The organism is Lacihabitans sp. LS3-19, assembly GCF_024343575.1.
Classification (GTDB): Bacteria; Bacteroidota; Bacteroidia; order Cytophagales; family Spirosomataceae; genus Leadbetterella.
Map to the genome: position 1 here is coordinate 31,967 of NZ_RJUA01000120.1, position 12,642 is coordinate 44,608.

At 33.1% G+C, this 12,642-nt stretch carries 13 protein-coding genes; 5 read left to right on the forward strand and 8 right to left on the reverse strand.

Translation table 11 applies throughout. The features are described from left to right. The first annotated feature begins 170 nt into the window (after positions 1-170). Positions 171-2,525, forward strand: a complete 2,355-nt coding sequence (locus EGI22_RS17730; protein WP_255069774.1) for a cation-translocating P-type ATPase — start codon at positions 171-173, stop codon at positions 2,523-2,525. Positions 2,526-3,179: 654 nt separating this feature from the next. Continuing rightward, positions 3,180-3,383 (forward strand): heavy-metal-associated domain-containing protein, encoded by a 204-nt coding sequence (locus tag EGI22_RS17735; RefSeq protein ID WP_255069775.1) that lies wholly within the window; start codon positions 3,180-3,182, stop codon positions 3,381-3,383. Here the strand turns inward: EGI22_RS17735 and EGI22_RS24175 are convergent. The 7 genes from EGI22_RS24175 to EGI22_RS17765 form a co-directional block, all read right to left on the reverse strand. Beyond that, positions 3,361-3,720, reverse strand: coding sequence for a type II toxin-antitoxin system VapC family toxin (locus EGI22_RS24175; protein WP_369010883.1), 360 nt, complete (start codon positions 3,718-3,720; stop codon positions 3,361-3,363). The genes EGI22_RS17735 and EGI22_RS24175 overlap by 23 nt on opposite strands. Before the next feature lie 29 nt (positions 3,721-3,749). Beyond that, entirely contained in the window at positions 3,750-3,971 is a 222-nt protein-coding gene (locus tag EGI22_RS17740) for a hypothetical protein (RefSeq protein ID WP_255069776.1), read from the reverse strand. 45 nt (positions 3,972-4,016) lie between these two features. Continuing rightward, on the reverse strand, positions 4,017-5,105 hold the full coding sequence (gene corA / locus EGI22_RS17745) for a magnesium/cobalt transporter CorA (RefSeq protein WP_255069777.1): 1,089 nt from the start codon (positions 5,103-5,105) through the stop codon (positions 4,017-4,019). A gap of 6 nt (positions 5,106-5,111) precedes the next feature. Beyond that, positions 5,112-6,536, reverse strand: coding sequence for an ATP-dependent RecD-like DNA helicase (locus tag EGI22_RS17750; RefSeq protein WP_255069778.1), 1,425 nt, complete (start codon positions 6,534-6,536; stop codon positions 5,112-5,114). 59 nt (positions 6,537-6,595) lie between these two features. Beyond that, positions 6,596-7,075 (reverse strand): hypothetical protein, encoded by a 480-nt coding sequence (locus EGI22_RS17755; protein ID WP_255069779.1) that lies wholly within the window; start codon positions 7,073-7,075, stop codon positions 6,596-6,598. A gap of 66 nt (positions 7,076-7,141) precedes the next feature. Next, the gene (locus EGI22_RS17760) at positions 7,142-8,491 is read right to left on the reverse strand and encodes an aldehyde dehydrogenase family protein (protein ID WP_255069780.1); all 1,350 of its coding nucleotides are present in this window, start codon (positions 8,489-8,491) and stop codon (positions 7,142-7,144) included. Next, positions 8,484-8,903: an Rrf2 family transcriptional regulator gene (locus EGI22_RS17765; protein WP_255069781.1), complete on the reverse strand. Its 420-nt coding sequence runs from the start codon at positions 8,901-8,903 to the stop codon at positions 8,484-8,486. The genes EGI22_RS17760 and EGI22_RS17765 overlap by 8 nt, the downstream gene beginning before the upstream one ends. A 112-nt stretch (positions 8,904-9,015) precedes the next feature. Between EGI22_RS17765 and EGI22_RS17770 the strand changes: the two genes are divergently transcribed. The 3 genes from EGI22_RS17770 (at position 9,016) to EGI22_RS17780 (ending at position 12,107) form a co-directional block, all read left to right on the forward strand. Then, positions 9,016-10,233 carry an RsmB/NOP family class I SAM-dependent RNA methyltransferase gene (locus tag EGI22_RS17770; protein ID WP_255069782.1) on the forward strand — a complete coding sequence of 406 codons (1,218 nt, stop codon included), beginning with the start codon at positions 9,016-9,018 and terminating at the stop codon, positions 10,231-10,233. Then, positions 10,230-11,165 carry an NAD(P)-dependent oxidoreductase gene (locus EGI22_RS17775; protein WP_255069783.1) on the forward strand — a complete coding sequence of 312 codons (936 nt, stop codon included), beginning with the start codon at positions 10,230-10,232 and terminating at the stop codon, positions 11,163-11,165. Before EGI22_RS17770 ends, EGI22_RS17775 begins: the two co-directional genes overlap by 4 nt. 141 nt (positions 11,166-11,306) lie before the next feature. Continuing rightward, positions 11,307-12,107 carry a hypothetical protein gene (locus EGI22_RS17780; RefSeq protein ID WP_255069784.1) on the forward strand — a complete coding sequence of 267 codons (801 nt, stop codon included), beginning with the start codon at positions 11,307-11,309 and terminating at the stop codon, positions 12,105-12,107. Between the two features lie 17 nt (positions 12,108-12,124). On the opposite strand, the gene EGI22_RS17785 is transcribed toward EGI22_RS17780, so the two are convergent. Further along, complete coding sequence (locus EGI22_RS17785) at positions 12,125-12,619, reverse strand: GNAT family N-acetyltransferase (protein WP_255069785.1); 495 nt, start codon at positions 12,617-12,619, stop codon at positions 12,125-12,127. Between the last annotated feature and the right edge of the window lie 23 nt (positions 12,620-12,642).

Consider the following 12,642-nt stretch of genomic DNA (forward strand, 5'->3'; position numbering starts at 1 on the left):
AGATGGTAAAAAAGGAAAAAATAATCAGCTATTTAAAAAAGCTCGGCTGGGCAGGTTTTTTCTTTTTCCTGATCAAAGGCCTAACTTTATATGTTTTGCTGCCTTTTTTGTTTACACGAGGTCTTCTAAATTGTGAGTAAATCAAAAATGGTTTATCACAAAAAATAATAATGAAAAGCTATTTTATTGAGTTTGAAGAGGATGTAAAAAAAACTGAACTAGAAAAACTTCAGCATCTGCCGTTTTTTACTAAGGAAAATTTAAAACTTGAAAAAGATGGACTTAGAATTTTTTCGGATGATCTTTCCGAAGTTCTTCCAGAAGCAATTGAACTATTAAAATTCAACGAAATTGTGGTTGAAACTACCAGAAAAACTTTTAAAGTTTTGGGCTATAGCTGTGCTTCCTGTGCAAACAGTGCCGAAACGATCCTAAAATACGTCGATGGCGTAATTTCTTCTTCTGCCAACTATCCCAATCATTCGGTGACTGCTGAATATTTACCTGCCCTCACAAATCCTGAGGAATTCAAAAGTAGTTTAGCTGAAATAGGTTTTGAATTGGTTCTGGATAAAAATTTCGATAAAGTCAATGAAGAAAAATTCAAGATTCAAAAACGTGATTTGATATTATCGGGTATTTTCGCATTGCCGCTTTTTGCTATTGGTATGTTTTTTATGGATTGGAAACCAGGACAATATATCATGTGGGCTTTGAGTACGCCTTTGGTATTTTATTTTGGCAGACATTTTTTTGTTAATGCATGGCAAAGACTCAATAAATTTGACTCCAATATGGACACTTTGGTAGCATTAAGTATTGGCGTTGCCTATATTTTTAGTGTTGTTAATATTTTATTCCCCGATTTGCTGCATCAACATCAACATGCTCAGATATACTTTGAGTCTGCCGGAATAGTTGTATTTTTTGTGCTTTTGGGTAAATATCTCGAAGACACCGCAAAAAACAGGGCCTCAGATGGTATCAAAAAATTAATGGATCTCAATGCCAAAAGTGTTAGAGTAATTAAAGATGGAGAGGTCAGTGAAAAAGAAATAGAAGAAGTTGAAAACAAAGAGATTGTAAGAGTTTTGGCAGGTGAAAAAATACCTTTGGATGGTATAATTATAAAAGGCGAATCGAGTGTAAATGAGAGCATGATCACTGGAGAACCTTTACCAAAGACCAAGTCGGTAGGAGATACTGTATTTGCAGGAACGATAAATATAGAAGGTGTCTTAGACTTTGAAACCTCTAAAATATTTTCAGAAACTTACTTGGCAAGTATTATTGAGAAAGTAGAGACTGCACTTTCAACTAAAGCTCCAATACAAAAAAAAGTAGATAAAATATCAAAGGTATTTGTGCCTCTGGTAATTGGCGTAGCTATTTTGAGCTTTTTGGTCTGGTATTTTGCTTTTGGTAACCAGAACATGGCTATTTTGACTTTTATCACGGTTTTGGTAGTGGCATGTCCTTGTGCTATGGGTTTGGCAACTCCCACAGCTCTCATGGTGGGCATAGGCAAAGGAGCACAAAATGGAATCCTGATAAAAAATGCTGAATCCCTCGAAAGAGCCGGAAAAGTAAGTGATTTGACATTGGATAAAACCGGTACCATTACTCAAGGTAAACCTTTGGTGTTAAGCGAAATAGAATATTCCGATGAAAAAGAAATTTTGGTAGCGATCGAACAAAATTCAACACATCCTTTGGCTCAAGCTATTGTTAAGTATTATAATTTGAAAACAAATATAGTTTTAGGAAAAACCGAAAATTTCCCGGGAAAAGGATTAAAAACGACCTTTGAAAATGAGAACTATTTTGTAGGAAATATCGCTTGGCTAAAAGAAAACAAAATCCTTTTAAATCAAAAACAAGAAAAGGATTTAGCGAAAATAACAGAAAATGGAAATTCAATTGTACTTTTTGCCAATTCTACGTCTTTGCTTTCAATTATAGAGATTGGTGATGATTTAAAACCGGGTATTGAAAAGGATATTTTGGAAATCCAAAACAGTGGTATTGAAATACATTTATTGTCAGGTGATAATAGTAAAGCTGTTGAAAAACTAGCCAAATCTTTAAATATTAAGCATTTTATAGGAGATTTACTTCCTGAACAAAAAGCAGAATATATTGACAAATTAAAAACAGAAGGTAAAGTAGTGGGAATGGTGGGCGACGGTATAAACGACACCGTAGCATTTACCTCAGCTGATGTTTCGATAGCTATGAGCGATGGCTCAGACGTAGCGAAAGAGATAGCTGACATTACGATTTTGGGGCATGATTTGTCAAGAGTAAAAAAAGCCATTACTTTGTCAAAAAATACGAGTGCTGTAATAAACCAAAATTTGTTTTGGGCATTCTTTTACAATGTTTTGGCTATTCCTGTTGCCTCAGGAGCATTGTTTTACAGTTTGGGCTTTATGATGCAACCTATGGTAGCCAGTGCAGCCATGGCCATGAGTTCAATAACTGTAGTAAGCAATAGTTTAAGGTTAAAATTTAAAAAAATATAATTGATTAATTTAGAACACAGATAACACGGATTGAACAGATCAACACAGATTTTTTATCAAATTTAAATCTTAGATGACGCAGATTTAGCAAAATTCTTAAGGCCGTAGCTTAAATTATATCAGTGAAAATCATGTCTAATCTGTGTCATCTGTGTTCCATAAAAAATCTCACTGTGCGTTGGATATTTCCTTCGTACGAGGGAATTAAGATTAAAATTAAAAAAAATAATAGGTTAATTTAGAACACAGATAACACGGATTGAACAGATGATCACAGATTTTTTATCAAATTTAAATCTTAGATGACGTAAATTTAGCAAAGTCCTTAAAGCCGTGGCTCAAATTATATCAGTGAAAATCATGTCTAATAAGTGTCATCTGTGTTCCATAAAAAATCTCGCTGTGCGATGGATATTTCCTTCGTACGTGGGAATTAAGATTAAAATTAAAAAAAAATAATATGTTAATTTAGAACACAGATAACACGGATTGAACAGATCAACACAGATTTTTTATCAAATTTAAATCTTTGATGACGCAAATTTAGCAAAGTCCTTAAAGCCGTGGCTCAAATTATTATAGTGAAAATCATGTCTAATCTGTGTCATCTGTGTTCCAATTAAAATAGGTATTCGAAATAAAACAACAAACAAAATGAAATTCAAATCAAATATTAATTGTCAGAATTGCATAGCAAAAGTTAAAAATACACTAGACACCCTAGTAGGATCAGACGCTTGGAAAGTTGACACTGATAATCCCGCAAAAATTCTTGAAGTTTCAAACACTTCAGTTTCTCCTTCGGAGATTATCAATAAACTGAAAAGAATTGGTTTTAATGCTGAGGAGGTGGGGTGAATTGATAAAGTTTAATTCCTTCAATAAATTTAAAATCCTTTATGTTTAGGGTAAAGAACTCCATTTCATTTAAAATGGAAGTTGCCGCAATTAAACTATCTGGGAGGTTTAAATTATGGGATAATGAATATTTATCGATAAGTTGAATAGATAATTCGGAAATTAATTCGTTTATTCGAATCGAATTTATATTATTCAAATCCTTTCTTAATGTTTTTAATTCTTGTTGATTGCGTGCACCATAAAGTAATTCCGCAATTGTTACATCAGAAATGGCAAAATTATCTGACCCTATATTTTTAGCAATTTTTGTTATATATTGATTGCTTCTGTAAATCTAGATTAGAATATTGGTATCAAATAAAATCATAATTTCAGATTCCAAGCCTTTTTGCGTAGAGTTGAACCATCTATTTCATAGTCATTCCACAAACCAATAGTAATTGGGAATCCATCTTTGCTTTTTATCTTTTGAATTTTAGTGGAATCAACTTCAATTTTAGCTTCAATGTCTTCTTTTTTTAAAAAATCCATCAAAGCTTTTAACTTAATTTTTCCGATATCTTCTTTCAATATTATTTTAGTCATATTCCAAATACTTTTAACAAAACTAAAAAAAATTTAGAATTTATCTCAAATATACTTCTTCCATTGAAAATATATCCATAAGGCAATGGCTATTAGAAACATAGCTCCCAAAGTGAAGAAATAACCGTTTTGCATTTGTAGCTCTGGCATATTTCTAAAATTCATGCCGTAAAGGCCCGCGATGAAGGTTAGTGGCATAAAAATAGCGGTAAAAACAGTCAGGGTTTTCATCACGGAGTTCATCCTGTTGCTCAATTGCGAATGATAGTTGGATAGTAAATTTTCAATTTCGTCTCTGAATGTTTCTATTGTGTCCAAGTTTTCTATTACATGATCGTGAACGTCTCTAAGGTAAACTTTAGTCTCAGGTGTTATTCTATTGTTTTCATCTCTAATCAGCTGATTTACAATCTCTCGTAAAGGGTACAAGGCTTTTTTTAGATAAGAAATTTCACGCTTTAAATAGAACAATTGATTTTGATGAATGGATTGTGCATTTAATAATATTTGATCTCCAAGATGCTCAATTTGTTCTTCGGTATTGGCCAGTACTAAATAAAAATTATCTACTACAATATCGATAAAGGAGTATAATAAATAATCTAATTTATTCTTTTTGGTTTTACTATAAGCCCTATTTAGTCTTTCTAAAATTGGAGAAAAAACATTTGTATTGTCCAGTTCTTGAAACGTCAAAATAAATCCGTCGCCTAAAATAATAGCTACATGTTCTGTTTCAATATCTTGAGATTGTTCATTTTTTCTAGGAACCTTCAATATTAGAAATAAGAGATTCTGCTTTTCGAAAAAATCCAATTTGGGTTTTTGGGTCGTATTTAATATGTCCTCAATTATTAGCGGATGGAGGCTAAAAGTTTGCCCAATTTTATCTACTACTTGGATATTATGAATTCCCTCCATGTCTACCCAATGGTTTTTACCTTCGGTAAAATAGCTTTTTATCCTATCTACGTCAATATTTTCAGTTATCAAAACCGCCTCTTCATTATACTCTAAAAGCCGAACTTCACTTTTACCTAGAATCTCTTTGCCAATATAATGATTCGTTCCGGCCGATGAAAAAACCTCATGCTTGGGGAATTTAGGCCTATTTTTTGATTTTAATTTCGACATTTTAGCTTATGTTTTATTTTCTAAGAAAAAAGCAGGTTGGAAATTTACGAAAAAAACTTCACGAATACCTCTTGTAATCGCTGTGTAAAGCCATCGGACTATTTCAGCGTCAATTTCGTTATTGGGCAAATACAATGCGTCAATAAAAACAGCATCCCATTGCCCTCCTTGGGCTTTGTGGCAAGTTAGAGCGTATGCAAACTTCACCTGCAAGGCGTTCATATATTTGTCTTCTCGCATTCTTTTCTTGCGATCTGCTTTCGATTTTACCCAATAATAGTCTTGCAAAACGCTCTCGTATAGTTTCTTGTTTTCTTCTTGACTAAGACTTGGCGAATTAGAATACAATGTATCCAAAAATATCAAAGTCTCAAAAGGCTGTTCGTCAGGATAATCTACCAGTTGAAGCGTTACGTTCTGAAAACGGAAACCATGCATTTCTTCTTCTCTGCCCATTCGTTTTACTGTCGCAAACTCTCCATTAGCAATAAATCCCGCTTCCGAATCTTCACCCAAAACCGAGTAATTGTTTTTTACCACCATCAATATATCACCTACGTCAAGTTCAGAGTCAGAATAATTTATCTGGTTTCTAATCAATCTGTTATATAAAACCGCATTGCGATTTGACCGTGTCAAGATTATGGTATTTTCAACGCCGTATTTATCGTAGGCATACCTTATACCATCTTCAAGTTTTTCGCCTGTCATTTTGAAAATATCCCTAAAACCTCTGGTTATCATCTGAATTTCAGGTTTTTCATTATCCAATTGATTTCTTAAAAGCGTTGCATTTTCGAGAATTCCAGAATTGGCTTCTTGTCGCATTACATCTTTTAAAGTAGTGGTAAAAACCTTAGTATGGTAGAAGTTCTCAATATGATCCACATCCAATGCTGGACTCAAAGACATACCTACAGGAGGCAACTGAGCCACATCTCCAAGCAATAATAGCTTGTTTTCTGTACCATCAAATACAAAGTTCACTAAATCATGTAGAAGTCCGTGGCTCCCAAACTCACGCGTGTCAGAAATCATCGAGGCTTCATCTACTATGTAAATCGTCCCTTCTTCTTTGTTGGGTTGGAGCTCGAATAGTAAATTTCCAGAGGCTCCATCTTCTTTTTGTTTATATATTTTTCTGTGAATTGTTTGAGCTTTAGAACCTGTGTAATTGCTCATAACTTTTGCGGCTCTGCCAGTCGGAGCGAGCAAGGCATATTTCCAGCCAAATTGAGGCAAAACTTTAATAAATGTGCTTAGGATTGTGGTTTTTCCAGTACCCGCATACCCTTTTAACACAAAAGCAGTTCTTTCATCTTCTTCTAAAATAAACTGCTCCAATAAACTAAAAAGCCGTTTTTGGCCAACAGTTGGCGTATGTTTAAAGTTTTCACTTAATAATTCAGAAAAAGAAAGAATTTTAGCCATTTTTTAGAAATAAAAAAAGCCTATCAAATAGGCTTTTTTTTGATTGTTTTATATTGAGTTTATCTCATGTGTTTTACATTAAGAAAATATAAAACAGAAAATATTATTCCCATAAAGGCTATCATTCCACTGCCAATAAATCCAAGAAAACCATCATAAATCATTAATGGAGCTACAACTGCTACTATCACTCCTAAAACATATAGGTAAAAACCTTTTTTATCTAAACCCCACATTAATATTGCACCAACTAAAGTCAACAAATTAGCGATGCCACTTGCAATAGCATTGTTTTTAATTTTATCTTCTGAAATATCAGCAGAAACCGAATCCATTATTTTTCCTACCAATTCAGCTGATTTTTCGTCTTTTGCAGCTTCGTCCATTTGATCTTTGGCTTCTTCTAAAGCATCTTGCGTGATACCTGTAGCCATACCAGCTGCAGTGTAATTTGTTATTGCACTGTATATTCCAAACGCACTTCCTAAAAATGTGAGCACACACAGCACAGTCAAAAAGGTCGGTCTAAGATTCTCCATAATTTTGTTAGAGGTTTAATTATTAATATTTTAGAGTTTAATACAAACTTAGTTTTTCAAATATAGTTATTTTTCAATAATATATGATTTGACATTACAAAATTCCTGTAGTCCATATACGCCTAGTTCACGTCCATATCCTGAGTTTCCAATTCCTCCAAATGGCATACTCACATCAGATTTAACCATAGAATTGAGGAAAACAGATCCTGCTTTTAACTGCTGCATCAAAATCTCTCCTTTTTCAATTTCCTGCGTCCAAATACTCGCTCCCAAGCCAAAACAGGTCTCATTGGCAATTTCAATGGCTTCCAATTCATTTTCAGCTTTGATGATACAAGCAACCGGACCAAATAATTCCTCTACAAATTGTACTGAAATTTCTTTTGAAAGTTGATAAAGCGAAGGGCTGAAAAAACATCCATTTCGTTTTCCTTTAACTATTGGAGTAGCACCTAAATGCTCTAAATCAGCCAATTGGCATTCTACTTTTTCCGCCAATTCCAGCCTTGCCATTGGTCCATAAGTCATAGAATCATCAAAAGGATCTCCCGTAGAAATATTACTTATCAAGGTCAATATTTCAAGCATAAATACATCGTAAACTTCTTCTTCGACTATCCATCTTTTGGCAGCTATGCAGGTTTGTCCAGCATTTTGAAAACGTGATTTAACCGCCCAAAAGGCTGCTTCTTTAATATCAGCATCTTTCAAAACTATAAATGGGTCAGAACCTCCTAATTCCAAAACTGACTTTTTAAGGTGTTTTCCTGCCAAAGCACCCACAGAAGAACCTGCAATATTACTTCCAGTTAAAGTTACTCCTTTGATGAAATTATGTGATATAACGTCTTCAACTTGGTCAATATCAATATTTAATAAACTAAAAACTCCTTTTGGGAATCCTGCCAATTCAAATGCATTTTTGATGTTATCCGCAGAAATAAAGACGTTCGGAGCGTGTTTAAGTAAAACGACATTTCCACTTAATATGGTCGGAATAGCAAATCTCATCACCTGCCAAAAAGGAAAATTCCAAGGCATTATCGCAAATATTCCGCCGGTAGGTTCAGAGCGATAATATGCTTTGTGGGCATAATTATTGACTTTTTTAGGTTCCAACATATCCTCTACAGCAGTTCCATAATATTTAGCAGTTTTTGCACATTTTTCAATTTCGGCAATAGCATCTTTATATCTTTTGCCCATTTCAAGACTTACATCTTTTGCAAATTCTACTTTTTTGTTTTCTAAAACATCAGCTAAATTTTCAATAAGTTTTATTCTTTCTGCTAATGAAGTATTGCTCCAATCTAAAAAAGCCAATTCAGCTGATTTAATTGTTTTTTCTGGGTGCTCATTTTTTTCGAATCTGGCAATTATTTCTCCATTTACTGGATTTTTGCTTTCAAACATTATCTAAAAGATCTTTTAATGTAGTATTTTCATAAACTGCAAGGTTGGCGTCTCGTAGCTGCGTCATAAAAGGCCTAATTTTACATTTTTCTTCACTGTTGCAATCGTCACATTTGCCGTAAAAGTTCAAAGATACACAAAGAACCGGTGCAATTGGACCATCTATTATCCTTATTATTTTTGCTAAACTCACATCTTTAGGTTCAGTTCTTAACAAATATCCGCCACCTTTTCCTTTTTGGCTTTGTAAAATTCCATTGTTTCTCAATTCCAACAATATAGCTTCCAGAAATTTCTTTGGAATATTTTCTTTTTCTGATATCTCACTTATTAACAAAGGCTTATGTGTCTCAAAACCTTCAGCAAGACGCGTTAGTGCTTTAAATGCATATTTGGCTTTTTTAGAAATCATAGGGTTTATGTTTTAACAAATTTAAGTGTGAAATCAGAGGCTTCAAAATCATTTTTTGAATTTAAGCAAAATAAAACAGCTTATTATCGGTATTTTTGTGAAAATTTTTAGAATGATAAAAGTAGTGAAATTATTTCCTCCATTGATAGAAGCTGTCGAAAAAGCTTTGGTGGAGATATTTATTGAAAATAGAAAAGCTGACAAAGCAATAGCCGGTATTTTAAAATCTAACCCAAAATGGGGCTCAAGAGATAGAGGTTTTATAGCCGAAAATACGTATGAGATTGTCCGTAATTGGCGTTTAGTGAATTTTTTGGCAGGTCGAGATGATGTTGATAACCAAAGGGCTGGAACTTACAGAGAAATCATCGGCATTTGGCTGATAATCAAAGGTTACGATATTAGCAATAGTCCACTATTTGAAAAAATAGATGCAGAAAGCATATTAGCAAAAAAACAAGAGGCAGAAAAAGACAGAAAAGTTTTTTATTCGGTGCCTGATTGGATGGATGCTTATATATCTAAAGAAATAGGAGAAAATTGGGATAAGGAATTAGAAGCTTTAAGCCAACAAGCGGAAGTATATCTACGTGTAAATACTACAAAAATTTCTAAAACTGAATTAATTGCTCTTTTAAAAACAAAAGATGTTGAAGTTGCAGAGGTTGAAGGCGTTGAAAGTGCCCTCAGATTGGTAAAAAGGATGAATGTTTTTTCATTGGAAGAGTTCAGGAAAGGTTTTTTTGAAGTGCAAGATGCTGGTTCTCAGATGATTTCTGTGCTTTTGGATATTCAACCAGAACAACGTGTAATAGACGCGTGTGCTGGTGCAGGTGGAAAAACCCTCCACATGGCCAATATTATGAACAATAAAGGTAGGATTATTGCACTTGATGTGGAAGAACATAAACTTGTAGAGTTAAAATCCAGAGCAAAAAGAAATGGCCTGAGTAATATTGAAACAAGATTAATTGAGTCAAAAACTATAAAGCGACTAAAAGAAACTGCCGATAGATTATTATTGGATGTTCCTTGTTCGGGTTTGGGCGTATTGAAAAGAAATCCAGATGCAAAATGGAAGCTAAAAGAGGAATTTTTAACTGAAATTCAAGCTGTACAAGCCAATATTTTAGAAAATTATTCGAAAATATTAAAACATGGTGGTAAAATGGTTTACGCAACTTGCTCGATTTTACCTTCAGAAAACGAAAAACAAGTAGAGAAGTTTTTATCAAATAATCCTGAGTATAAACTCGTTACTGAAAAGAAGTTATCACCCGCTAAAGACGGATTTGACGGGTTTTATATGGCATTGATAGAGAGAGAATGAAAGTATTAATTGTAGATGAAATGCACGAGTCTATTGTGCACATGCCCGAAGAATTAGGCCTTGAAGTAGATTATTTTCCTAATATCGCTCAATCTGATGTTTTGGAAAAAGTAGCTGACTATGAAGGGCTTATAATCAGGAGTAAGTTTTTTATAGATGAAAATTTCCTACAAAACGCACCAAAATTAAGGTTTATTGGCAGAGCAGGAGCTGGTCTAGATTTAATAGATATTGAAGCCTGCAAAAAAAGAAACATTGAGATTTTTGCGGCAAACGAAGGAAACAGAATTGCTGTGGCTGAACATCTAATAGGTATGCTTCTTTGTCTTTTCAATAATATTTTGAAAAGCAATACTGAAATAAAAAACAGCCTTTGGAAAAGGGAAGAAAATAGGGGAGAAGAATTGTTTGGTAAAACTGTCGGAATAATAGGCTATGGAAATAACGGAGAAGCTACCGCAAGTCGACTAATTGCTTTTGGTTGTAGAATTTTAGCTTACGATAAATACAGGTATGGATTTGGTAATCAATTTGTTACTGAATCAACCATGAACGAAATTTATAGAGATGCAGATATTTTAAGTATACATATTCCGTTGACAACAGAAACCAACAAAATGTTTGACCAAACATTTTTTGAACGGTTTGAGAAGAATATTTATTTCTGTAATGTGGCGAGAGGAGAGTTGGTTGTACAGAAAGATTTGGTTGATGCTCTAAAATCAGGTAAAGTTAAAGGTGCATGTTTGGACGTATTGGAAAACGAAAAATTAAATAAACTTTCGGAGGATCAAAAAATCTCCTTTGATTATTTAAAAAACCAAGACAATGTAATTCTTACGCCGCATATCGCTGGCTGGACTTTTGAGTCTTACAATAGAATAAATACTGTTTTAAAAGACAAAATCGCTAGATTTTTAAACTTGAAATAAAAGAAAAAATCTTAGAAATACCTTCTAAAAAACAGTGTATATCTGCTAAAAACAACGTTTTACATCTCTTTTACATTATTTTACATTTAAAAATATAGTTTCTCAATTTGAGAGAATACATTTGGATATAAATAATAAAATATGAAAAAGAACATTATCATTTTTAGCACTTTAATAGCATTTATAAGCATTTCGGCTTTTACTTACAAAAAATGGAATTCAACCCAAAATTTTGATTTAAATCCTCAAAATCCTCAAAACTCCGTCTTTTTTGATAAATATCTTTTTAAGACTTTAGACAATGCCATATATTACAATGTAGAGTCAAGATTTAAATTGACCGTTTCAAAAGATAAATTATCGAACCCAACTACTTTTTTAGATACTTTTTCGAAAATAGCCAACGAAAGTTCTGAGAATATTTCTTCAACTTCAATAGCAAAATTGAAGGAGGATATGTTGCCTTTCAAAAGTGAAGATGCAGAAAATAATAGTCTAAACGAATCTCAAATAAAGCTTTTAAAATCTCTTGATTATCAAGACAATGTTTTGCTGAAAATTCTCATCAAAAAGGAAAATCCGAATACTGGCAAAAATGTAACAAGACTTTTGACTCATTATCTAACGATAGTACCTGAAAAAGTAGCTGAATACAGTCTTGGAAAAGAGGCGTTTATAGATTTCATAAGGAAAAATACGGTATCAGAAACCCAGAATATTAAGAAAGATAAAATAGGCTCTGGTAGAATTAGTTTTGTAGTTAAGGAAGATGGCGAAATCGCAAATCTCAAAATAGATAATGAATCAAAACTAAAAACATTAGACGATAAATTGTTGAAATTACTTAACAATTCACCCGGAAAATGGAATCCAGCTAGAAATGCTCTTGGTGAACCAGTTGCTCAAGAATTGATTTTCTTTTTTGGCAACCAAGGCTGTTAAAAATAGGAACATTATCCCTATTCGATCACCTTTTCCATCACATAATCATTCATAAAAAATCCGTTCCCAATATCTACATCTTCAGATTTTGATATTTCAAAGCCCAGTTTTTGATACATAAACTGGGCTTTATTATGTCTGTTTACATTTAAAAAAAGCATGGTGTTGCCTATATCTTTGCTAAGTTTTTCTGCTTCATTTATTAATAACCGACCAACGCCTTTGCCTTGAGCTTCTGGCAATATATATATTTTTTGAATCTTGGTCTTGGAGCTTTTTGAATAATTATTTTCAAAAGAAACAAAACCTAAATCTTTATTATTCTCATTAATAATCAAGAATATATGACCATTGTCCATTTGTTCTGTCAAGGCTTCTGTAGAATACATCATCCCTAACATATAATCTATTTTTTCTTGGCTTAAAATATCCCCATATGCAACTGGCCAAGTTATATAGGCTATATCTTGAATTATACTTATTTCGTCTTTATTTGCTTTTCTTAATTCCATTTTCAAAAAAAAATACCCCAAAT